This window comes from Rubrivivax sp. A210, assembly GCF_904426505.1.
Lineage (GTDB): Bacteria > Pseudomonadota > Gammaproteobacteria > Burkholderiales > Burkholderiaceae_C > Rubrivivax.
The window spans coordinates 461,553-483,053 of the sequence record NZ_CAJGBN010000001.1 but is presented as its reverse complement, the minus strand read 5'-3'; the positions used below and the strand labels follow the sequence as shown (position 1 = coordinate 483,053).

18 protein-coding genes are annotated in these 21,501 nt (G+C 67.7%); 13 read left to right on the top strand and 5 right to left on the bottom strand.

Going from position 1 to position 21,501, the window contains the following annotated elements; genetic code table 11:
- The first annotated feature begins 1 nt into the window (after nucleotide 1).
- From JMV16_RS02055 to JMV16_RS02045, 3 genes are all read left to right on the top strand, one after another.
- Nucleotides 2-1,090, top strand: a complete 1,089-nt coding sequence (locus JMV16_RS02055) for an alpha/beta hydrolase (protein ID WP_201492481.1) — start codon at nucleotides 2-4, stop codon at nucleotides 1,088-1,090.
- A gap of 20 nt (nucleotides 1,091-1,110) precedes the next feature.
- Nucleotides 1,111-2,289 (top strand): aldo/keto reductase, encoded by a 1,179-nt coding sequence (locus JMV16_RS02050; protein WP_201492480.1) that lies wholly within the window; start codon nucleotides 1,111-1,113, stop codon nucleotides 2,287-2,289.
- A 105-nt stretch (nucleotides 2,290-2,394) separates the two neighbouring features.
- Nucleotides 2,395-3,456 carry an alpha/beta hydrolase gene (locus JMV16_RS02045; protein ID WP_236580307.1) on the top strand — a complete coding sequence of 354 codons (1,062 nt, stop codon included), beginning with the start codon at nucleotides 2,395-2,397 and terminating at the stop codon, nucleotides 3,454-3,456.
- 320 nt (nucleotides 3,457-3,776) lie between these two features.
- On the opposite strand, the gene cadR is transcribed toward JMV16_RS02045, so the two are convergent.
- The gene (cadR, locus tag JMV16_RS02040) at nucleotides 3,777-4,217 is read right to left on the bottom strand and encodes a Cd(II)/Pb(II)-responsive transcriptional regulator (protein WP_201492811.1); all 441 of its coding nucleotides are present in this window, start codon (nucleotides 4,215-4,217) and stop codon (nucleotides 3,777-3,779) included.
- A 76-nt stretch (nucleotides 4,218-4,293) separates the two neighbouring features.
- Here cadR and JMV16_RS02035 point away from each other — a divergent pair, with 76 nt between their 5' ends.
- From JMV16_RS02035 to JMV16_RS02000, 8 genes are all read left to right on the top strand, one after another.
- The gene (locus JMV16_RS02035) at nucleotides 4,294-6,549 is read left to right on the top strand and encodes a heavy metal translocating P-type ATPase (RefSeq protein WP_201492479.1); all 2,256 of its coding nucleotides are present in this window, start codon (nucleotides 4,294-4,296) and stop codon (nucleotides 6,547-6,549) included.
- Nucleotides 6,550-6,652: 103 nt separating this feature from the next.
- Nucleotides 6,653-7,015 (top strand): cation efflux protein, CzcI family, encoded by a 363-nt coding sequence (gene czcI, locus JMV16_RS24575; RefSeq protein WP_411565004.1) that lies wholly within the window; start codon nucleotides 6,653-6,655, stop codon nucleotides 7,013-7,015.
- A gap of 162 nt (nucleotides 7,016-7,177) precedes the next feature.
- Nucleotides 7,178-8,512 (top strand): TolC family protein, encoded by a 1,335-nt coding sequence (locus JMV16_RS02025; RefSeq protein WP_201492477.1) that lies wholly within the window; start codon nucleotides 7,178-7,180, stop codon nucleotides 8,510-8,512.
- Between the two features lie 38 nt (nucleotides 8,513-8,550).
- Nucleotides 8,551-9,111: a hypothetical protein gene (locus tag JMV16_RS02020; RefSeq protein WP_201492476.1), complete on the top strand. Its 561-nt coding sequence runs from the start codon at nucleotides 8,551-8,553 to the stop codon at nucleotides 9,109-9,111.
- Nucleotides 9,108-10,226, top strand: coding sequence for an efflux RND transporter periplasmic adaptor subunit (locus JMV16_RS02015; RefSeq protein WP_201492475.1), 1,119 nt, complete (start codon nucleotides 9,108-9,110; stop codon nucleotides 10,224-10,226). Before JMV16_RS02020 ends, JMV16_RS02015 begins: the two co-directional genes overlap by 4 nt.
- A 1-nt stretch (nucleotide 10,227) precedes the next feature.
- Entirely contained in the window at nucleotides 10,228-13,347 is a 3,120-nt protein-coding gene (locus tag JMV16_RS02010; protein ID WP_201492474.1) for an efflux RND transporter permease subunit, read from the top strand.
- 49 nt (nucleotides 13,348-13,396) lie between these two features.
- Nucleotides 13,397-13,786 carry a hypothetical protein gene (locus JMV16_RS02005; RefSeq protein ID WP_201492473.1) on the top strand — a complete coding sequence of 130 codons (390 nt, stop codon included), beginning with the start codon at nucleotides 13,397-13,399 and terminating at the stop codon, nucleotides 13,784-13,786.
- Nucleotides 13,787-13,799: 13 nt separating this feature from the next.
- Nucleotides 13,800-14,363 (top strand): hypothetical protein, encoded by a 564-nt coding sequence (locus tag JMV16_RS02000; RefSeq protein WP_201492472.1) that lies wholly within the window; start codon nucleotides 13,800-13,802, stop codon nucleotides 14,361-14,363.
- 400 nt (nucleotides 14,364-14,763) lie between these two features.
- Here the strand turns inward: JMV16_RS02000 and JMV16_RS01995 are convergent, their stop codons facing one another.
- Nucleotides 14,764-15,753 (bottom strand): GlxA family transcriptional regulator, encoded by a 990-nt coding sequence (locus tag JMV16_RS01995; RefSeq protein ID WP_201492471.1) that lies wholly within the window; start codon nucleotides 15,751-15,753, stop codon nucleotides 14,764-14,766.
- A gap of 127 nt (nucleotides 15,754-15,880) precedes the next feature.
- Between JMV16_RS01995 and JMV16_RS01990 the strand changes: the two genes are divergently transcribed.
- Together JMV16_RS01990 and JMV16_RS01985 are read left to right on the top strand one after the other, a co-directional pair.
- Entirely contained in the window at nucleotides 15,881-16,483 is a 603-nt protein-coding gene (locus tag JMV16_RS01990) for a DJ-1/PfpI family protein (protein WP_201492470.1), read from the top strand.
- Nucleotides 16,480-17,703 carry an aminotransferase class III-fold pyridoxal phosphate-dependent enzyme gene (locus JMV16_RS01985; protein ID WP_201492469.1) on the top strand — a complete coding sequence of 408 codons (1,224 nt, stop codon included), beginning with the start codon at nucleotides 16,480-16,482 and terminating at the stop codon, nucleotides 17,701-17,703. The genes JMV16_RS01990 and JMV16_RS01985 overlap by 4 nt, the downstream gene beginning before the upstream one ends.
- Nucleotides 17,704-17,981: 278 nt before the next feature.
- Here JMV16_RS01985 and JMV16_RS01980 read toward each other — a convergent pair whose 3' ends face one another.
- From JMV16_RS01980 to JMV16_RS01970, 3 genes are all read right to left on the bottom strand, one after another.
- Nucleotides 17,982-18,662, bottom strand: coding sequence for a hypothetical protein (locus JMV16_RS01980; protein ID WP_201492468.1), 681 nt, complete (start codon nucleotides 18,660-18,662; stop codon nucleotides 17,982-17,984).
- 89 nt (nucleotides 18,663-18,751) lie between these two features.
- Nucleotides 18,752-18,958, bottom strand: coding sequence for a hypothetical protein (locus tag JMV16_RS01975; protein ID WP_201492467.1), 207 nt, complete (start codon nucleotides 18,956-18,958; stop codon nucleotides 18,752-18,754).
- Between the two features lie 114 nt (nucleotides 18,959-19,072).
- On the bottom strand, nucleotides 19,073-21,391 hold the full coding sequence (locus JMV16_RS01970; protein ID WP_201492466.1) for an SNF2-related protein: 2,319 nt from the start codon (nucleotides 21,389-21,391) through the stop codon (nucleotides 19,073-19,075).
- Nucleotides 21,392-21,501: the final 110 nt, after the last annotated feature.

Here is a 21,501-nt window from a genome sequence, read left to right as displayed (position 1 = left end):
CATGAAGACATCCCGCATCCTCCTCGTCACCGCCCTCGCCACGACGCTTCTCGCCAGTGGCTGTGCAACCCGCGTCAACGATGCGCCTGGCGCTACCGGCCCGTTGGTGATTCAGGCCCAGGGCAGCTTCGCCGTCGGCGGCACCGTACGACGCACCCCGGGCGACTACGACAACAACAAGCCGACCGCCGCGGGGCAGAGCTTCCACGGCGACCACCTCTACGCCTTCTACCAGGTGCCGCAGAACGCCAAGGCCACGCCCGTCGTGATGCTGCACGGTGCCTTCCAGTCGGCGCGCAGCTGGGAGACCACGTCGGACGGCCGAGAAGGCTTCCAGACCCTGTTCCTGCGCCGCGGCTTCCCCGTCTACCTGGTCGACCAGCCGCGTCGCGGACGCGCGGGCAACAGCACGGTGGCCACCACGGTCGAGCCGACGCCCTACGACCAGCTCTTCTTCGACCAGTTCCGCCTCGGCAAGTGGCCGAACTACTTCGACAACGTGCAGTTCGATCGCAAGCCGCAGACGCTGGATCAGTTCTTCCGCTCGGTGACGCCCAACACCGGGCCGTATGACGCAGCCGTGATCTCGGACGCCATGGCGGCGCTGTTCGACAAGATCGGACCCGCCGTCCTGTTCTCGCATTCGCAGGCCGGCGGTTCCGGGTGGCTGACCGCCATCAAGAGCCCGAACGTCAAGGCGATCGTCGCGTTCGAGCCCGGCAGCGGATTCATCTTCCCGCAGGGCGAGCTGCCGCCGGTGATGCCGAGCGCCGCCGGCACGCTGTCGCCCGAAGCGGTACCGCTGTCGGACTTCCTGAAGCTCACCCGCCTGCCCATCGTCGTCTATTACGGCGACAACTTCCCCGTCACGCCGACCAGGGAACGAGGCCAGGACAACTGGCGCGTGCGCCTGGCAATGGCTCGCCTCTGGGTGGATGCAGTCAACAGGCACGGCGGCGACGCCCGCCTGGTGCACCTCCCGGAGATCGGCATCCGCGGCAACACGCACTTCCTGATGTCCGACCTGAACAACGTCCAGATCGCCGACCTCGTGTCCAGCTTCCTCGCCGAGAAGAAGCTGGATCGATAACCCCTGAAGAAGATTTCCCCATGACCCATCAACCCGCTGATTCCAACCGACGCCGCCTGCTGGCCGCTGCCACGACGCTGGGCGTTGCCCCATGGCTGCTGTCCGCCTGCGCGCAGACTGCCGGCGCTCCCGGTGCTACTCCGGCCAAGACAGGACCGTCTACTTCTGCACGCCGGCGCCTGGGCCCGTTGGATGTGTACCCGATCGGCCTGGGGGTGCAGTGGCATCCCGGTCAGGGCCCGCAGGCGGTGACCGACCTGTATGCCAGCCGCACCACCCGCCAGGCTGGCATCGCGCTGATCCAGCGCGCCGCCGACCTGGGCGTCAACCTCTTCGATACGGCCGAGGTGTACGGCCCCTTCATGTCGGAGGAACTGCTCGGCGAGGCGCTGCAAGGCAGCCGGCGGGAGCGCGCGGTCATCTCGACCAAGTTCGGCTTCGATGTCGACCTGGTGACGGGGCAGCGGCGCGGCAGCACCAACAGCCGCCCCGAGCACATCCGGCAGGTCGTCGAGGCCCAGCTGCGGCGCCTGCGCACCGACCGTATCGACCTGCTGTACCAGCACCGCGTCGATCCAAACGTGCCGATCGAGGACGTGGTGGGCGCGATCAGGGACCTGATCAAGCAGGGCAAGGTGCTGCACTACGGCCTGTCGGAGCCGGGTTTGCAGACCGTCCGCCGCGCGCACCGCGAGCATCCCGTGGCCGTGATCCAGAACGAGTACTCGATGCTGTGGCGCGGCCCCGAGGCCCAGGTGCTGCCCCTGTGCGAGGAACTGGGCATCGGATTCGTGCCTTGGAGCCCGCTCGGGATGGGCTTCCTGGCCGGCACGGTGAACGCCGCGAGTCGGTTTGAAAGGGAGGACTTCCGTGCCAACCTTCCGCGCTTCGCGCCCGATGCCCTGCCGGCCAACATGGCACTCGCCGATCTGGTCAGAACCTGGGCGGCGCGCAAGAACGTCACCCCGGCTCAGCTGTCGCTGGCCTGGCTGAGTGCGCAGAAGCCGTGGATCGTGCCGATTCCCGGCACCACCAACTTGGCGCATCTGGAGGAGAACATCGCCGCCGCCTCGGTCACCTTCAGCACCGCCGAGTTGAACAAGCTGAACGCGGCTGTGGCAGCCATCCCGATCCGGGGCGAGCGCCTCTCGCCGGCCGTGCTGTCGGCGACCGGCGTCGAGGCACCGCCCAAGCGGTGACAGGCATCGCCAGATGCTCACAGGACACCATCTCGCCGTCGTCGGTCTTTACGCGAGCCTCGCCTACCAGGTGTTTCACCGCTGGGCCGCTCCACGGCGCCTCGAATGTCCACCGACTTGAAGCAAGCGACCTCAAGCGGCAGTAGCGGCGTCGGCCGGCGGTCGCTGTTGGGCGCTGCAGCCCTGACGGCCGCGGGCGGGGTCCAGTCCACGAGCACCACAGCAGGCGCCACCACCTCACCACCGATGAACAGGCATTTACACATCGAAGATCGGATCTCGGACCTGCTGCAGCACCCGGACCTTGCTGGGTTCGCTCGCTTGTTGCTGCCGGGCGGCAGCGTGGCTGTGGACCCCGACATGCGGCTACGCGAGGTCGGCTCGCTGATGCCGTATCACTCGCGCGTGCATCCGCCCGAGGTGGTGGCGGCTCTGAATCGGCTGATCGACGACACACGGAGCGGCCACGTGGTCTTCCACGACAATTACACGGCGGCCGAGAAGCACCGGGATCCGTCGCTGGAAGCCACGGGCCTCTTCTTCCTGCGCGGCAGGCCGGGGGCACCGTTTGCGCTGGTTGCGCCGGGGGGTGGGTTCTCCTATGTGGCCACACTCCACGAAGGTCTGCCGTACGCACTGCAGATCAACCGTCGCGGGTACAACGCCTTTGTCCTGGTCTACCGCGTGGGCCAAGGCGGCGCACCCGCGACGCGCGACCTCGCAGTCGCGCTGTCGCATGTCGTGCGCCATGCCGCAGAGCTGGCCGTGTCATCGCGAGACTGGTCGCTGTGGGGCAGCTCGGCCGGGGCGCGGATGGTGGCGGCCATTGGCACGCATGGCACGCATGGCACGGCTGCGTATGGCGGCGACGAATTGCCGAGGCCGGCAGCTGTCGTCATGGCCTACACCGGACACTCGGAGATCGCCAGGCAAGGTGAAACTGATCCCCCGACCTTCGTCATCGCGGGCGAACAAGACCGCATCGCGCCTGAAGACGTGATGGAGCGGCGAGTCGCCGCCTTGCGGCGCGCGGGGGCGCGTGTGGAGTACCGCCGGTACGCCGGTGTCGGGCACGGCTTCGGAGCCGGCACCGGCACATCAGCCGAAGGCTGGATCGACGATGCCATCCGATTCTGGGAAGGCGTGATGCCTCACGCTGGCAAATGAAGTCTGCAGGCCCGGTGCCGTAGATCGGACGGTGGCGGTTGGCGGCATTTGGCCGTGACTGTGAGTTCGAGGCGCCGCCTGGCAGCTGCCCGTCAAGTTAGGGTGGTGTCGGAGAACAGCGCTGCCGACAGTCAGCTTCCTGGCGCGGCCTCGGACTCACGGTGTCGGCCAGGAGCAGTCGGACACGTTCACGGCAGGAACCGGTCACTCAACGGCATTTTGAGTCCCGCGGCAGAGCCGCAATTGGGCCGCACCGCTCAATCGTTCCTGGGCCGGCGCAGGAATGCCTTCCGGGTCTGGTCAAACCGCTGATGCGGTGCTCAGTGAGCGCCGCGAACGTGGCGTTTGAAAGCCGCCACTGGCTTCGTCCCCGCGTGATCGATGCCCTGAAGAATGCCGCAGTCGGCAGCGGCATGCGGCACGGGACAGGCCGCTCGCAGCGCGCGCAGTTCCTTCTCAAGGGCGCGCAGGGCTCGGATGCGCTCGGCCACATGTCCGATGTGCTCGTCCAGCAAGCTGTTCACCTCGCCGCAGTCGGCCAGCGGGTCATCCTTGAACCGGAGCAACACCCGCACCTCGTCAAGCGTCATGTCCAGGCTGCGGCATTGGCGAATGAACGCCAGCCGATCTGCGTGCAGAAGCGTGTAGATGCGGTAGTTGCCCTCTGTCCGCGCGGCAGCCGGCAACAGGCCCTCGCGCTCGTAGAAGCGAATCGTCTCGATGGGAGTGCCGCTGGCCTGGGCCAGTTCGCCGATGCGCATGTGCGGTTCCCCTTTGGCGGTCATGGTTCGCGATGTGTCTTGACTCTATACCCACTTCAGGGTTTTCAATGGCGGCATGGCTCACGATCAACCACACGTCAACCAATCGATTCCGGCCACGAATTCGGACACGCCCCATTGCGGCGCATGTTGCGGGGCCTCGGAGCCACCACCCCTCGTCCCGGGGGCGAAACAGCTGGTCGGCGGCCGACGCTTCCGCATCCCTGCGATGGATTGCGCGAGCGAGGAGTCCGAGATCCGCCGCGCCGTAGAAGGCATCCCTGGTGTGCTCGGCCTGCGCTTCCAGCTCGGTGAGCGCAGTCTGCGTATCGACGGCGAGCCTCTGGCCGCGATGGCGGCCGTTGATGCGATCCGGAAGACCGGGTTCGAGATTCAGGCCTGGCCCGACGCCCCCGCAGCATCGGACGTCGGTGGCACATCGGATCACGACCATGAGGCTGGCTCCGGGCTTCCCCGCCTGCTGGCTGCTCTGGCCCTCGCGACGGCAGCAGAGGTCCTGTCCTTCCAAGTACCCGATGCGCCTTGGTCCAGGTGGCTTGGCCTGGCTGTCGCCGCGGCCGCTATCGCGCTTGCCGGATTCGGCACTTTCCGCAAGGGCTTGTCGGCCTTGAGGCATGGCCGACTGAACATCAACGCGTTGATGACGGTGGCGGTCGCTGGCGCCGTCGTCATCGGCCAGTGGCCCGAAGCGGCAATGGTCATGGCGCTCTACGCCATCGCCGAACTGATCGAGGCCCGTGCCGTTGACCGCTCGCGGAACGCCATCAGCGGCCTGCTTGCGCTCTCACCCGACACGGCCGACCTGCGACAGCCCGACGCCACCTGGAAGTTGGTGCCCGTCGCCAATGTGCCCATCGGCGCCACGGTCCGCGTCAAACCCGGCGAGCGTGTGGCAATCGATGCCGTCGTCACCGATGGCAGCACGAGCGTGAACCAGGCGCCCGTGACGGGCGAGAGCCTGCCGGTGGACAAGGGACCGGGCGATGCGGTCTTCGCCGGGACCATCAACCAGACCGGCACCATCGAGTGCCGCGTCACGGCCGCGGCCTCGAACTCGACCCTGGCCCGCATCATCCACGCCGTGGAGCAGGCCCAGGGCAGCCGTGCGCCCACGCAGCGCTTCGTCGACCGCTTCGCGGCCATCTACACGCCGGCGGTGTTCGCATTGGCACTCGCCGTGGCCATCACCGGCCCCTGGCTGTTCGGCTGGACGGCATTGGCCGCGGTCTACAAGGCCCTGGTGCTGTTGGTCATCGCGTGCCCGTGCGCACTGGTCATTTCGACGCCCGTCACCGTCGTCAGCGGCCTGGCGTCGGCCGCCAAGCGCGGCATCCTCATCAAGGGGGGCGTCCATCTGGAGCAGGCGCGCCTGCTCAAGGCCATCGCCCTCGACAAGACCGGCACCATCACCGAGGGCAAGCCGCGCCTCGTCGAGTGGGAAATGTTGAGCACCAGCCTGCCCAAGGCCCAAGCAGAGCACATCGCCGCCGCCTTGGCGGGCCACTCGGACCATCCCGTGTCACGGGCCATCGCGGCTGGGCTCACTCGTAACAGCTTCGAGGCCCGAAACTTTGCTGCGCTGTCTGGGCGCGGCATCGAAGCAGACATCGCCGATCAGCGCTACGTCCTCGGCAATCACCGCCTGATCGAGGAACGTGGCCAGTGCTCCGCCGCGATCGAGGCCGCGCTTCGCCGGCACGAGGAAGCCGGTCGCACGGTCAGCCTGCTGGCCAACAGCTCAGAGGTGCTGGCGCTCTTTGCGGTGGCCGACACCATCAAGCCCTCGTCGGCCGCAGCCATCGGCGAGCTGAAGGCCATGGGCATCACCCCGGTGATGCTGACCGGCGACAACCAGGCCACCGCCGAGGCGATCGGCCGCGAGGCCGGTCTGACGGACATTCGCGGCAACCTCCTCCCCGAGGACAAGCTCAACGCGATCAAGGCGATGCAGGCGCAGTATGGAGCGACGGCGATGACCGGCGACGGCATCAACGACGCGCCAGCCCTGGCCCAGGCCGACATCGGCGTGGCCATGGGCGCGGCCGGCACCGACATCGCGATGGAAGCCGCCGATGTCGTGGTGATGAATGACGATCTGCGGCGCATTGCGGAAACCGTGCGCCTGTCGAAACGGACACACGCCGTGCTTTGGCAGAACATTGCCCTGGCACTGGGCATCAAGGCAGTGTTCCTGGCGCTCGCGCTGTTCGACAACGCCAGCATGTGGATGGCCGTGTTCGCCGACATGGGCGCCAGCCTGCTGGTTGTTTTCAATGGCCTGCGGCTGCTGCGGAACTCGGAGCGAAGGTGAGGCGACGAAGGATGCCGCGCCTGGCAGGAATTGGTGATGTCGATCACGACGATCAGCCCCCTGTATCTTCGCTTCAAACTCTGTAGCTGCTAGACTCTTTTCCATGCGCCGTTGGCTCGCCATGCTCTTGCTCGCCCTGTTGCCGCTCCAGTTCAGCTGGGCAGCAGCGGCAGTTTATTGCGGGCATGAATCCGGCGAACCGGCCCGGCATCTCGGCCACCACGAGCACCAGCATGAGGGCCAGGCCGGCCTCGACAAGGACGGTGCTCCGGTTGATCAGGGCGCTCCGGCCGGATTCGACCTCGACTGCGGCCATTGCCACGTCTCGTTCGCAAGCTTGCCTGCGCCTGCGGCAAGCCTGTCGTCGGCCCTCCGGGCCCCGCATCCGGTCGTTCAGGCCGAAGTCGCGGTGCGAACGCTCCCTCAAAGCCCGCCCGAACGCCCTCAGTGGTCGCCCCTCGCCTGATCGGCGAGGCGGGTTTCCTCACTCTCTGAACCCCGTTCGCGCCTGATTGCGCGCTGCTGACGCCTTGGTCAGCGGTGCCGCTGCGGGCACGACGCGACCCTGAACCCATCAGCGTCGCTCCTTGCCGATCTCCCGTGGGTTGTGTCAACACTGGAGCATCGGATGTACCGAAGTAGATTCCCGGCCACTGGGAGGTGGCCACGCGCCGCCCGTGCCACGCTGGCGGCCCTGTTCAAGACGGCGCTCGCCGTTGCACTGGCTGGCGGGCCGGCCTTCGTGCTGGCCCAGACTGCCGCGGCACCGAAGGAGCCCGACCGGCAGACCCTGCGGCAGGCGTTTGAGGCCGCCTGGTCGCGCCAGCCCGAGGCGCAGGCGCTGGCAGCCAGGCGGGACGCGGTGCGCGCCCAGCAGCAAGCGGTCCAATCCTGGACGCCCGAACCCGTGGCATTGGAACTGGCCACGAAGACGGATCGCCTGAACCGCAATCTCGGCGTGCGCGAGTTCGAGGTCGGTGTGGCCATCCCTTTGTGGCTGCCGGGTGAACGTGGTCAGCGGCAGTCAGTGGCCGATGCCGAGGGCCGCGCCGTCGAGAGCAGAACCACGGCGGCCCAGCTGCGTGTGGCGGCCACCGTGCGGGACGCCTGGTGGACTTGGCAGCGGTCGCGCGCGGAGCTGGAGGCGGCGCGCGGACAGCTCGACAACGCCCGTCGCATTGCCGCCGATGTCGGCAGACGCCTCAAGGCCGGTGACCTGGCTCGCGCCGACCAGCATCAGGCCGAGGGCGCAGTGGCCGCGGCCGAGGCGACCGCTGCGCAAGCCGAGGCATCGCTGGCCGTGGCCAGTCAGCAGCTGGCCTCTCTCACTGCCGTGCCTGGGGCCAGCGGGTCCCTTGACCCGGCGAGCGCCGACGCCGAACCCGACCCGTCCATCGCGGCGGTGGCCGCGGCAGGCGTCGACGTGCAGGCAGAGACGCACGCCGAGATGATCGCCCTGAAGGACCGAGTTGCCGTCGCTGAAGGCCAGGCCGTGCTCGCGGCAACGCAGTCACGCGCCAACCCGGAACTGACGATCGCCACCACCCGCGACCGCAGTGCCTTCGGGGAGTCCTACCAGCAGACCTTCACGGTCGGCGTTCGCATCCCCTTCGGATCGGGGCCTCGCCACGATGCACGCGTGGCCTCGGCTCGCGCCGAAGCAGCCGAACTGCAGGCCCAGCTGGCCCTCGAACGCGCTCACCTGACGAGTGAACGCGAGTCTGCCCGCTTGCGCACCGATGCGGCGCGTTCCCAGCTTGCTGCCGCCGTTCGCCGTGCACAGCTCGCGAGTGAGTCACGCGGCTTCTTCGACAAGTCCTTCCGGCTTGGTGAGACCGACCTGCCCACCCGTCTGCGCATCGAGGCCGAGGCCGTCGATGCCGAGCGGCAGGCCGCCCGCGCCCGCATCGAACTCGCCGCGGCGATCTCCGCGTGGCGGCAGGCCCTCGGCCTGCTGCCATGAAGCCGCTCACACCGAACACGTTCAGGAATCCCGCCCCCATGAAATCCTCTCAAGCCCTGGCCGCTCTCGGACTGGCCGTTGCTCTGCTCGGTGCCGGCATTCCGGCCCGCGCCGGCGATGGTCATGACCACGGTGACACCGCGCCTGTCGCCAGCGGCCCGGCATTGCCCCGCTTCGCTGCCGTGTCCGAAACCCTCGAACTCGTCGGCGTGCTCGCCGGCAAGCAACTCACGCTGTACCTGGATCGCCTTGCCGACAACGCACCCGTGCGCGACGCGCAGATCGAACTCGAGATCGCCGGCGCCAAGTTCAAGGCACAGAAGCACGGTGACGACGTTTACGAAGTCGTGCTCGCGGACGCACCCAAGCCTGGCGTGCTACCCATCACCGCCACCGTGACCGCCGGCAACGAGGTGGACCTGCTGGCCGGCGAACTTGACATCCACGAGCAGGCGCACGAGCAGGAAGCTGCTCACGGGCACTCCCTGAAGGAAGTCGCAGCATGGGTCACCGGTGGCCTGGTGGGCCTGGCTGTGCTTGTGCTCGGCGGGCGGCGGCTGAAGGCAAGCCAGGCTCTTCGCGCGGGAGCTGAGGCATGAGGCGCGCCCAGAAATCTCGGCTCGTGACGGCCTGCGTCCTGCTCGCCCTGGCGGCCCCGTGGACTGCGCATGCCGGAGACGGCCACGACCATGGCGATGCGCCGGCCGCACCCAGCGCCAACGGCCCGCAGCGCCAGCCGGATGGCAGCGTGTTCCTGCCCAAGCCGGCGCAGCGCCAGCTGGGTGTGCGCACGGTGGTGACCGAAGAGAAGCCGCTCGCACGCGCGGTGGAACTGAACGGCACGGTGTTGATGGACCCGAACGCTGGCGGCAAGGTGCAGCCGCTGAATGCCGGACGAATCGAGCCCGGACCGCGCGGCCTGCCGACGCCGGGCCAGACGGTGCGCAAGGGAGAAGTGCTGGCCTTTGTCGTTCCTTCGACCGCGCCCATCGAGCGTTCGAACCAGTCTGCGCAGCTCGCCGAGTTGCGCGCCGCGAAATCTCTGGCAGACAAGCGCGTCGTACGGCTGAAGGAGTTGTCCGACACCGTGCCGCGCAAGGACATCGAGGCCGCCGAAAGCGAAGCCGCGAGTCTGGCCGAGCGCATTGCCGCTGTCGGTGGCGGACTCGCAACGCGCGAGGCCCTGGTTGCACCCCTATCGGGAGTGATCGCATCGGCACACGTGGTCACGGGCCAGGTGGTCGACGCCCGCGAGCTGGTGTTCGAGATCATCGATCCCGGCCGCCTCCGCATCGAAGCACTTGCCTACGATCCGGCGCTGGCAGCCGATGTCGGCAGCGCCACGCTGGCGATCGGCGGCCAGCGCGTGCCGTTGTCCTTCGTGGGCGCTGCGCGCAGTCTGCGCGAGCAGGCGCTGCCGCTGAGCTTTCGCGCCCAGGGTCCGGCACTCAACGGCCTGGCCGTCGGCCAGCCGGTGCGCGTGTTCCTGCAGACCAAGCAGAAGGTCTCGGGCATTGCGGTGCCCGTCGCCTCGCTGATGAAGAACCCGGCGAACCAGACGGTGGTCTGGGTCAAGACCGCGCCTGAACGATTCGAGCCGCGCACCGTGACGACCGAGGTCCTGGATGGGGTCAGTGTCGCCGTCACTTCGGGCCTGAAGCCCGGGGATCGCGTCGCCACGACGGGCGCCACCTTGATCAACCAGGTGCGCTGAGATGTTCAAGTGGCTGCTCGACCACAGCCTGACGAACCGGCTGCTGGTGATCATCGCCAGCGTGGTTCTGATGGCCTACGGTGCCTTCACGCTGTCGCGCACACCGGTGGATGTGTTTCCCGACCTCAACAAGCCCACCGTCACCATCATGACCGAGGCCGGGGGCATGGCCGCCGAGGAGGTGGAACAACTCATCACTTTCCCGCTGGAAACGACCATGAACGGTCTGCCCGGCGTCGAGTCGGTGCGTTCGACTTCGTCGGCCGGCCTGTCCTTCCTTTACGTCACCTTTGACTGGAGCACCGACATCTTTCGCGCCCGGCAATTGGTGTCGGAACGGCTGTCCTCGATGGAAGAGGGCATCGCCGCAGGCGTGGTGCCGCGCATGGGACCGATCAGTTCGATCATGGGCGAGATCATGCAGATCGCCATCCCGGTCGATACGCAGAAGATCTCGCCGATGGCGGTGCGCGAGTACGCCGACTGGGTGCTGCGACCGCGGCTGCTGTCGGTGCCGGGTGTGGCGCAGGTCATCCCTATCGGCGGTGAGGTGCGCCAGTTTCAGGTGCAGCCCGACACCGCGCGCATGGCCCGGCTGGGTATCACGCACGACCAGCTTGAGGCAGCCTTGAAGGGCTTCTCGTCCAACACCTCCGGCGGCTTCCTGGAACTCAATGGCCGCGAATACCTGATCCGCAACCTTGGCCGCACCTCCCGGCTCGACGACCTGAAGAATCTGGCACTCTCTGCCAAGGGTGGCCAGCCCATTCTCCTGCGCCAGATTGCCGAGGTCACGTTCGCCGCGGCTCTCAAGCGCGGCGACGCCGGCTTCGAAGGCAAGCCGGCCGTGATCCTGGGCATCCAGAAGCAGCCGACCGCCGACACCATTGCGCTCACGAAGTCCATCGAGGACGCCCTGGTGGGGCTGAAGGCATCGCTGCCCGTTGGAATGGAAGCGCCGCGCGTGACCTTCCGTCAGGCCAGCTTCATCGAGGCTTCGATCTCCACGCTGCAGGGCAAGCTGATCGGCGCCTCGGTCTTCGTCGCGGTCATCCTGTTCTTCTTCCTGGGCACGCTGCGGCCGACCGTGATCGCGCTGACCGCCATTCCGGTGTCGATCTTCATCACCGCCCTCGTCTTCAAGTACTTCGGCCTGTCGATCAACACGATGACGCTGGGTGGCCTGGCCATCGCGATCGGCGGCCTCGTCGACGACGCGGTGGTAGGCGTCGAGAACGTGCTCCGGCGGCTGAAGGCCGACCGCGCCAAGCATCCGCACCACCGGCTGCATCCGATCGAAGTCGTCGCACACGCGACGATGGAAGTGCGGTCCGCGATCCTGTACGCGACCGTCATCATCGTGCTGGTCTTCATCCCGCTCTTCGCACTGCCGGGGCTGGAGGGCAAGTTGTTCGTGCCGCTGGGCATCGCCTTCATCGTGTCGACCCTGGCGTCGCTGATCGTGTCGGTGACCGTGACCCCCGTGCTCAGCTTCTACCTGCTGCCGCACATGAAGAACCTGGACCACGGTGACACCAAGGTCCTTGCCTGGCTGAAGGCGCGCTACCGCAGCAGCCTGCAGGGCGTGCTGGCGCGGCCCAAGGCAGCCATTGCGGCGGCCAGTTCGGCCGTGCTGGCGGCCGCGGTCGCCGTACCGTTCTTTCCGACGACCTTTCTGCCCCCGTTCAACGAAGGCACGCTGTTGGTGGGGTTGGCGCTGAGGCCAGGGGTCACGTTGAGCGAGGCGGCGCAGCTCGCCCGGCAGGCGGAAGTGCTGATCGCCAAAGTACCCGAGGTCGTGCATGTCGGCCGCAGAACGGGCCGCGCCGAACTCGACGAGCACGCCGAAGGGGTGCACATCAGCGAGCTGGATGTCGGGCTGAAGCCGGTCGCAGAGATTTCCCGCCCCATGGCCGAAGTACAAGCGGACATCCGTTCGCGGCTGGCCAACTTGCCGGCAGGCGTGTCCATTGGCCAGCCGATCTCGCACCGCATCGACGCGATGATGTCGGGCGTCCGCACGCAGATCGCGGTCAAGATCTTCGGCGAGGACCTGGACGCTCTGCGTGGCCAGGCGGAGACGCTTCGGTCCCGGCTGGCAACCATCCCTGGTGTCGCCGACCTGGAGATCGAGCGCCAGGTGCTGGCGCCGCAGATCAAGGTTCGCGTGGACTACGCTGCAGCCGCGCAGTACGGCGTGCCGGCACCTCAGGTGCTGGCAGTGCTGCAGAGCCTGGTGGAAGGCGAGAAGGTCGCTCAGATCGTCGAGGGGGGACGCCGCTTCGCGCTGGTGGTGCGGCTGCCGGAATCGGCGAGATCGGTGGAAGGCCTGGGCCAGATCCTGGTGGAGACGCCCACCGGCCGCATACCGCTGTCGAAGATCGCCTCCATCGAGGATGGCGACGGCCCCAACCAGATCAGCCGTGACGGCGGCAAGCGGCGCATCGTGCTGTCGGCCAACGCGTCCGGGCGGGCGCTGTCGGAGGTCGTGGCCGATATCCGTCAGGTGGTCGCGAAGACCCAGTTGCCCGAGGGTAGCTTCATCACGCTGGGCGGGCAGTTCCAGGCGCAAGAAGAGGCTTCACGCCTGGTCGGCCTGTTGTCCCTGGTCTCGCTGGCACTGATGTTCGTGGTGCTGTACAGCCGCTACAAGTCGGTCGCGCTGTCAGCGCTGATCATGGTGAACATCCCCCTAGCGCTGGTCGGGGCCGTGCTCGGCTTGTGGCTGTCAGGCCAGCCGCTGTCCGTGGCTGCCTTGGTCGGCTTCATCACCCTGGCCGGCATCTCGGTGCGCAACGGCATCCTGAAGGTCAGCCACTACATCAACCTGATGCGCTTCGAGGGCGAGTCCTTCGACCACAAGATGATCCTGCGTGGTTCGCTGGAGCGGCTGAGCCCGGTGCTGATGACGGCCCTGGTCACCGCCTTCGCGCTTGCCCCGCTGCTCTTCGAGGCCGAGCGGCCGGGCACCGAGGTGCTGCATCCGGTGGCCGTGGTGATCTTCTCCGGCCTCATCAGCTCGACCCTGCTCGACACCTTCCTCACGCCTGCGATGTTCTGGCTGTTCGGGCGCAAGCCTGCCGAGCAGCTGATGGACGACAAGGACGCCGAAGCCCTTTGACATCCCATCCCGTCACCCGTTTCAAGCCACCCAATCCGAAAGGTAAACCATGAAGATGCAATCCGTTCTTGCCTCCATCGCACTGGCCATAGCCGGTTCCGCCTTCGCCGCTGCCGACAAGCACGATCATGCTCACGAGCACACGCCGCTGCACGGTGGTGTGGTCGTCGAGGTCAAGGACATCGACTACGAGCTGGTTGCCAAGCCGAGCATGATCCAGCTCCATCTGCGCGACCACGGCAAGCCTGCGGACGTGTCCAAGGCCAGCGCCAAGCTGACGCTGCTCAGCGGCGCTGAAAAGCAAGAAGTCGAACTCAAGCCGGCCGGGGACAAGCTCGAAGCCTCGGGCGCGTTCAAGGTCGGGCCCGGCACCAAGGTTGTGGCCCTGGTCACCATCGGCGGCAAGCCCGCCGGCACCGTGCGTTTTGCGCTGAAGTAGCCCAAGGTCGATCATGAGTGTCGCCACACTTCCCCAACGCAGAACTCTGCTGCTCGGCCTCACAGCGGTCGGCCTCATGCCGCTCGCCGGTTGCATGACCAAGCCGATCCACCCGGTCAACGCCGACGGCACCTACTGCCACCGCATCGGCCGAAGCTACCGCCCGACTCTGACCTGTACGCCGCAAGCCGTACCAGCTGCTTCGGTCGAGGCGGAGGCCAAGCGTTTCGAAGGCACGGCAGGTGCCCTGACGGTGTATGTGTTGAGGCGGAACTGGGGCGATGCATTGGTTGCGGTTCCCATCACCGTAGATGGGACGACGGGCGCGGCGACGATTCCGGACTCGTTGGTGCGCCTGCGCCTGGCCCCGGGCAATCACCGGCTCGCCGCGAAGTGGGACGGTCGCGATGCAGACATTAACGTCGACGGCCAGGCCGGAGAAGTCCGAGTCGTCGAACTGAAGGGTTCAGGCTGGGCTTGGGGCAACACCTTCAGTTGGCAAGTTGTCCGTCTGGAGGATGTCAGGGAGCGTGCACAGGCCACCAAGCTGGTGGCCGATGTCCATACGATTCTTTAGACAGAACTGGTCCAGGAGTTTGCAGTGGGCTGAGTGAGCCGGCCGCTCAACGGCCGGTTCCGCAAGGCCTGTATGCCTGCATTGGGTCGAAAGTCCCAGTTCGCCGCCAGCGGGAGCAGTCGCTGGCCCGGCATCGCCTCCTGATGGTCGACTTACCCGTCCGCCCGTCCGCCCGTCCGCCGCCGAAGGGCAAGTTCCGAGGTACAGCGGTCAGCCGCCCGGCCAGCCGGCCAAAGTCAGGTATCGGCGCCCGCCGCCCATTGGCCAGCGCATCCTGACCGTCTGCACCCAGTCTTCAGCCGGCATCGGTGGCTGCACGCATCGGAGAACAGGCTACTGCACCCAGACTGAGCACGGCCGTCTGTTCGCAATTGCCGCACCCGGCTTCGATGGATCCACTTCAGTGATCCACTGTGGGCTCGCCGGGCTGGCGAAACGCCCCGGGCGGGCGGCCCAGCAGCCGCTGGAAGGATCTCCGCATGCGCTCGGTGTTTCCGAAGCCGCAGTCCTCGGCAATGCGCTGCACCGAGGGCTGGCCGCTCTGCAGCGCGGTTCGGGCCGCCTCCACCCGCACGCGTTCGATGGCCTGCGCCGGCGTGGCGCCGGTCTCGGCGCGGAAGCAGCGTGCGAAGTGGCGCGGGCTCATGCAGGACCGCGCCGCCAGCGCATCGACGCTGTGGTCATCGTGCAGCCGGCCGCGCACCTGGTCGAGCAAGGCACTGAAGCGGCCTTCCGGGCGCTGCAGGTCCAGCAAGGGCGAGAACTGCGACTGCCCGCCCGGGCGCCGACGTTCCACCACCAGCTGGCGCGCCGCCTCGCGCGCCAGCGCCTCGCCGTGGTCGCGCGCGAGCAGCGCCAGGCACAGGTCGATGCCGGCCGTCATGCCGGCACTGGTCCACACCTCGGGCAGCATCTGGTCGCCGCGGCGCACCGCGGGCTCGCGCACGTGGATGCGGTCGGGGTGCAGGCGCACCGCCGGGAAATCGGTCGCGAACTGCCGGCTGCGTGACCAATGGGTGGTTGCCATGCGGTTATCCAGCAGCCCTGCCGCCGCCAGCACCAAGCTGCCGCTGCAGATGCTGGCCATGCGCGCGCCGGTGCGGCTGGCGCGCTGCAGCCAGGTGATGAGCTGGCGATCGCGGCAGGCCGCGTCCACGCCGTCGCCGCCGATCACCATCACCAGGTCGATCCCGTCCAGCCGCCGTGGCAGCGGCCCGGCCGGCCAGTGCACCCCGGCCGAGCTGCACACGGCGGGCGCCTGGCTCGCCACCAGGCGCCAGGCATAGCTGCCGGGACGTTCCAGCCGGGCCACCTCGAACACCGCCATCGGCCCGGCCAGGTCCAGCTGCTGAAAACCGGGAAACAGCACGAAGGCGATGCGGCAGGTCATCGTCGGATCATGGCTTGAAACGCCGCCGGCCGCTTGGCAGGAAAGGTGGGCACAGCGTCATGGCAGCCAAGGCCATCCAGCGCCATGCTGTGCGCCTGACGCAACAACGCAAGGGGAGCACAGCGTGATGAACGTGGGCATCCTGGTCTTCGACGAGGTCGAACTTCTGGACATGGCGGGGCCGTACGAGGTCTTCACCACCGCTGCGCGTGTGCTGGCGCGCTCGCAGCCACCAGGCGCCCCGGCCCTGTTCTCGGTGAGCACGATCGCACGCCGACCCGGCCCGGTGCGGGCGCGCGCCGGCTTGCGTCTGCAGCCTGACCACGGCCTGGCGGACCATCCACCGCTGGCCTGCGCCATCGTCCCCGGTGGTGTGGTCGATGCCGAACTGGGCCAGCCCGACCTGATCGACTGGATCGCCGCGCAGGCGCGGACGGCGCTCATCCTGGCTTCGGTGTGCACCGGCGCGCTACTGCTGGCGCAGGCCGGCGTGCTCGACGGGCTGGACGCCACCACCCACTGGGAAGACCTGGACGCGCTGCGCACCCTGCGGCCGGCGGTGCGGGTGCAGGACGGCTCGCGCTGGGTGGACCAGGGCGCGGTCGTGACGTCGGCCGGCATCTCGGCGGGCATCGACATGAGCCTGCACCTGGTGCAACGGCTGCACAGCCGTGACCTCGCGGTGCGCACCGCGCGTCAGATGGACTTCGACTGGCGGGCTGCCGCATGACGACGCCTCTATCCCAGGACAGCGCAACGGCGCTGGCCGACGCCGACCTCGACCGCGACCTGATCACCGTCACCACCCGGCCGGACACCGTGTTCGTCGACGGCCAGGGCTCGTGGCTGACCGACGAAGGCGGCAAGCGCTATCTGGACTTGGTGCAGGGCTGGGCAGTCAACAGCCTGGGCCACAGCCCGCCGCTGATCGCCGAGGCGTTGGCCCGGCAGTCGTGGCGGCTGCTGAACCCGAGCCCGGCCTTCCACAACCGGCCGATGCTCGACCTAGCCCGGCGACTGGTGAGCCTGGGCTGCTTCGACCGCGTATGGTTCGGAAGCTCCGGCGCCGAGGTGAACGAGGCGGCCGTAAAGCTGGCGCGGCGCTGGGGCCAGCGCATGCGCCATGGCGCGCACGAGGTCATCAGCTTCGACGGCGCCTTCCACGGCCGCACGCTGGCGATGATGCGCGCCTCGGGCAAGCTGGGCTGGGACAGCGTGTTTGCACCCATGCCCGCGGGCTTCGCCAGGGCGCGTTTCAACGACATCAGCTCGGTCGAGCGCGCCATCACGCCCGCCAGCGTGGCCGTGATGATCGAACTGGTGCAGGGAGAAGCCGGCGTGAACCTGGCGGACCCCGGCTTCGTGCGCGAGCTACGCGCTCTCACCACCGAGCGGCAGCTGCTGCTGATCGCCGACGAGGTGCAGACCGGCATCGGTCGCTGCGGCCGGGCCTTCGCCCACGAACTGTTTGGCATCGAGCCCGACCTGATGACGTTGGCCAAGGGCATCGGTGGCGGTGTGCCGCTGGCGGCCCTGCTGTGCAAGGAGTCGTTCAACTGCTTTGCCCCCGGCGACCAGGGCGGCACCTACGGCGGCAACCCGCTGATGGCTTCGGTGGGGCTGGCGGTGGTGAACACCGTCTGCCAGGACGGCTTCCTCGCGCAGGTGCGCCTGCGCGCGGGGCACTTGGCGCGCGGGCTGCAGGCCCTAGTGCAGGACCACGGGCTGGTGGCCGAGCGCGGGGCCGGCCTGCTGCGCGCCCTGGTGCTGCCCACCGACACGGCCCCGCAGGTGGTGGCGGCGGCGCAGGCGCTGTCGCCCGTCGGGCTGCTGATCAACGCGCCGCGCCCGAACGTGCTGCGGTTCATGCCGGCGCTGACGATCAGCGACGACGAGATCGACCAGGGCATGAAGCTTCTGCACGAGGCGCTGCAGGTCACCATGACCTGAGCTGCCGGCACCGCGCACGCGCCCTCTGCGCCGGCGCGTGACTCATGTTCATCGAGTGCACAGGGGTGTTGGCGCCACCCTCAATTGGGGCCGCGCGCCGACAGTTTGGTGAGCCACCAAGGCTTGACGCAAACTAATTTGCGCGCTGACATTTCGGGTCCCGAGACCGACTCACCTGAAGCTCGGCATGTGGTTCAAATCGAGGCCGGCGCCAACACTCATGTAGCGAGAAAGCCCCGCCGCGCCCTTGCGGGCGCATGCGGGGCAGTTGGGGAACCTCAGATCGCTGGTTGTGCCAGCAGCGCCGCCATCGAGGCCCGAAGGGCCGTGCGTGTGGTATCGGCATCGATGCCCGCCAGGATGCCGGCAATGTGGCGCTGCAACACCTCCGCGGCGCCGTCGACATCGGACTTGCCCAGCGCCGCGTCGATCTCCTCGCCGAGGCGAAGGAACTCGGTCGATGAGCCCTGCACCGATGCGCTGCGCCCGATGTAGCCGCCGTCGCCACCGAACTCGAAGAGACGAGGCTTGTCGCAGTGCCAGCAGCCCTCGAAGCGGATGGCCGTGAGGCCGTGCCCGTCGTCGAAGGCCTGGGCGATGACGAACAGCGACTCGAGGTCGGCATCACCCTCAAAGGTCGAGGCCTCGATCAAGGCGGCGAGCACCTCGTCCTCGCCGACGCCGAAGTGCGCGGCCAGCTTCCAGAGCAGGGTGTCCTCTTCGGACTCATCAGGGTCAGCGGATTCCAGATCGATGCCCAGCGACCGAGCCAGGTCGTCCAGTTCGTCCACCACGTCGTCCCAGGTGTGGCTGTCTACCTCAGCCATTTTGCGGAAATAGACCTCCCCATTTCCGGGGTAGTCGGGGTCGAGGGATAGCCCTCCGAAGAGGGCCTTGATGACCGGGGTGATCGTCTGCAGGCACAGAACGCCGGTCTGGTCGTAGTAGGTGTTTGACATGGGTGGAGTCCTTGAAAGGTTGTAGGGCAGCCCGGGCGGGGCCGTCGGCGGGTTCTTGAGAGGAAAGAAGGTGTGGCCGCGATGGGCCACTACCGTGCGCCACCGCCGCGGGCCTTGGCGGCACGCTCAGCGGCGACCTGGTGATCCCAGATGCGCATGGCCTCGTCGCTGTCTGCGGCGACCACGCTACCGAGCACCTCGCGGTTGCCCAGGAACTTGCGATTGGCCTGCGGTGTCCCGGTCCAGGCGAAGAGCCGGAAGGTGTAGTTGCTGAACACGATGGTGAAGGGCCGCATTGACTTGATGTCCTCCGAAGGAAGGGGGCCCTCTTTCGAGGGCCATGGGGGATAGGAAGGTGGGGCCCCACGACGGGGGCCACCCAAGCGGGGCCATGGCCCCGTGGTTGACGCTCAGGCCAGCAGCTGTTTGGCCAGCGCGACCTCGACCGAGTCTCCCGACTGGTTGAGGACATCCAGACCCGAGTCCGGCATGTCGCCGGACGTGCTCTGAGACACCGCGATCTTCGCGGCCATCAGCGCCAGGCACTCCATCTGGGCGCAACCCTCGTACCCGAGGAAATGCACGTCGACGGCGAGCTTCTGGCCGATGCGCCAGCTCCGCCGGCTGGCCTGCTGCAGGGTGTAGACGTTGTAGCCGCTCTGCATGAATACGATGGTGGGGAACTCCAACATGTCCAGGCCCGTCTTCACGAGCTCCGGGTTGGTGATCACCACGTCCACATTGCGGTCTACCTGCTCGAGCAACCAGTCCTCGCGCTTGGCCGCCTCTACGCTCGCGCGCAGGACGGCCACCTTGAAGCCTTCGACCTCGAGTAGAGCCTTCAGGCGCGACATCGTGTCCCGCGTGCCCGAGTAGACCGAGTAGACCAGCGTGCGCCGACCGGCCTTCTTGGCCTGCCTGCAGAGATCGATCATCTTGATCTCCTTGGGCATGGCCGTGATGTCGTCGAAGAGGGCCGGAGCGCTGGCCAGCACGTACTTCCGATGGGGGTGCATCACGGTCTCGGGTCGGAAACAGCAGTCCGGCCAGGCCAGCAGCGCGTTAAGCACCACCCCGAGCAGGCTTTGGTCGCCGGCCCGCAGTGCCTGGCGCAACTCGCCCTTGAGCGCGTTGGCCAGTCGCAGGTACTCCGATTGCTGTTCCGGTGCCATGGCCACCCCGGTGAAGAACTCTTCATACGGGGGCAGGACGTTGCCGCCGATGTCCTTGAGCTTCAGGAAGGCGGTCATGGGCAGGACGTAACGCATCACGCCGACAGGGCCGAAGCCAGGGGCTTTGGCCTCGCGGTGCGTGACGTTGCGCCCCTTGGCTGTCCTGTGTGCCCGCTCCTCGCCCGGGCTGGATGACTGCTTGTAGATGTCCTTCACCACGCCGTGGGCGCGCATGAAGGCCCAGCTCGCACTGCCCAGCGAGCCCCGCTGGTAGCCGAAGCCGTCTTCGATCATGGCCCGTGGGTTGAGCCTGAAGAGCAGGAAGAACAAGTCGTCGGCATAGCCGCCCATCAGCGTTCCGGTCAGCAGCAAGGCCTTGCGGCACTGGCTGGCCAGCACGCCAAAGGCCTGGCCCTGGGCCGAGCCATCGTTCTTGAACTCGTGCCCCTCGTCGCCGATGAGCAGGCCGAAGAAGCCCTTGGGCAGGTAGCGCTTGATGAACTCGGTCGGCTGGTAGCCGCCTTGCCCGAACGAGAACTCCATGTGCGCCATGGCGCGCTCCATGCGCCTGGCCTGGCGGTCGGTGAAGAAGAGGTCGCCTTGCTCGTCCATCAGGTTGATGAACTCGAAGACGTTGTCCTCCAGCATGCCGCCGAGCATGTCCTCGCCGAAGGTGTCGAGCAGCCTGGCGGCCGTCTTGGTGCCGATGGTCGGGATCTGCGTGATTGCGTCGTGCAGGATGTCGCGGCGCGACTTGGGCGAGGTGCCCGGCCGAACCAGCGACCACAGGGCACCGCCACAGGCCGTGCACCGCATCTGCCGGGCGTCCAGCTTCAATCTGGCCTCGGCTGGACCCAAGGGTCGATCTGCGCCGTCGGTGTCCGGCACCACGATCGGTGCGAAACAGTCGCCGCAGGCGGCCACCTGGGTCACCAGGCCCTCGTCATCATCCGCACGAACGTGCCTGCTGTGGAAGACCGGCGCCCAGTTGAAGCCCATCCGCATGCGAACGCGGCCCATCACAAAGAACTCCGGCACCGAGGGCCGGCCCGTCACCAGGCGCAGCTGCAGGAGCTTCTTGAGGGTGTCCGGCCCGTTGAGAATCCAGACCCGCGCCTCGGGGACCGTCTGCTTGATCTCGCGCCGCCACTTGTAGACCAGGTGGGGCGGGCACACGACCAGCGTGCGTGGGAAGCCCGCGTGGTGCAGAAGCCAGGCCGTGGCAATGCCGATCAAGGTCTTGCCCGTGCCCATCTCACCATTGATGGTGGCGGCGGGCTGCCCAGCGTCGACCAGGTGCCGCGTGGCGGCCTGAATCACCGCGCGCTGTTCGACGAACGGGCTGCGCAGCAGGCGATTGAGCAGACCCTCCCTGAGGGGGTCTGGCACGCCGTTGTAGACCGGCGGGTTCTGGCCGCGGACGGCGGCGAGCAAGCTGCTCCGGAAGTCGGCGATGAAGGCCGCGATGGGCATCGTGGTCCCGTCTTCGGAGACCGAGTCGTCGCCGCCTTCCGGGTTGGATGCGACGAGCTCGAGGGTGTCGGATTCCTGTGTCATGGTTCAACTCCTTTGGGCAATGGGGGCCCTGCTGCGTGTCCTGTGTCCACGCTGCATGGCAGAGAAGGCCGCAATGGCCGGGATGGGTAGGGGCGGTGGCCGCTGGGGGC

Excerpts from the sequence above, each read along its gene's own strand:
- JMV16_RS02055 (WP_201492481.1), top strand. The coding sequence starts at position 2 with ATGAAGACATCCCGCATCCTCCTCGTCACCGCCCTCGCCACGACGCTT.
- JMV16_RS02050 (WP_201492480.1), top strand. The coding sequence starts at position 1,111 with ATGACCCATCAACCCGCTGATTCCAACCGACGCCGCCTGCTGGCCGCT.
- JMV16_RS02045 (WP_236580307.1), top strand. The coding sequence starts at position 2,395 with ATGTCCACCGACTTGAAGCAAGCGACCTCAAGCGGCAGTAGCGGCGTC.
- cadR (WP_201492811.1), bottom strand. The coding sequence starts at position 4,217 with ATGCGCATCGGCGAACTGGCCCAGGCCAGCGGCACTCCCATCGAGACG.
- JMV16_RS02035 (WP_201492479.1), top strand. The coding sequence starts at position 4,294 with ATGGCTCACGATCAACCACACGTCAACCAATCGATTCCGGCCACGAAT.
- czcI (WP_411565004.1), top strand. The coding sequence starts at position 6,653 with ATGCGCCGTTGGCTCGCCATGCTCTTGCTCGCCCTGTTGCCGCTCCAG.
- JMV16_RS02025 (WP_201492477.1), top strand. The coding sequence starts at position 7,178 with ATGTACCGAAGTAGATTCCCGGCCACTGGGAGGTGGCCACGCGCCGCC.
- JMV16_RS02020 (WP_201492476.1), top strand. The coding sequence starts at position 8,551 with ATGAAATCCTCTCAAGCCCTGGCCGCTCTCGGACTGGCCGTTGCTCTG.
- JMV16_RS02015 (WP_201492475.1), top strand. The coding sequence starts at position 9,108 with ATGAGGCGCGCCCAGAAATCTCGGCTCGTGACGGCCTGCGTCCTGCTC.
- JMV16_RS02010 (WP_201492474.1), top strand. The coding sequence starts at position 10,228 with ATGTTCAAGTGGCTGCTCGACCACAGCCTGACGAACCGGCTGCTGGTG.
- JMV16_RS02005 (WP_201492473.1), top strand. The coding sequence starts at position 13,397 with ATGAAGATGCAATCCGTTCTTGCCTCCATCGCACTGGCCATAGCCGGT.
- JMV16_RS02000 (WP_201492472.1), top strand. The coding sequence starts at position 13,800 with ATGAGTGTCGCCACACTTCCCCAACGCAGAACTCTGCTGCTCGGCCTC.
- JMV16_RS01995 (WP_201492471.1), bottom strand. The coding sequence starts at position 15,753 with ATGACCTGCCGCATCGCCTTCGTGCTGTTTCCCGGTTTTCAGCAGCTG.
- JMV16_RS01990 (WP_201492470.1), top strand. The coding sequence starts at position 15,881 with ATGAACGTGGGCATCCTGGTCTTCGACGAGGTCGAACTTCTGGACATG.
- JMV16_RS01985 (WP_201492469.1), top strand. The coding sequence starts at position 16,480 with ATGACGACGCCTCTATCCCAGGACAGCGCAACGGCGCTGGCCGACGCC.
- JMV16_RS01980 (WP_201492468.1), bottom strand. The coding sequence starts at position 18,662 with ATGTCAAACACCTACTACGACCAGACCGGCGTTCTGTGCCTGCAGACG.
- JMV16_RS01975 (WP_201492467.1), bottom strand. The coding sequence starts at position 18,958 with ATGCGGCCCTTCACCATCGTGTTCAGCAACTACACCTTCCGGCTCTTC.
- JMV16_RS01970 (WP_201492466.1), bottom strand. The coding sequence starts at position 21,391 with ATGACACAGGAATCCGACACCCTCGAGCTCGTCGCATCCAACCCGGAA.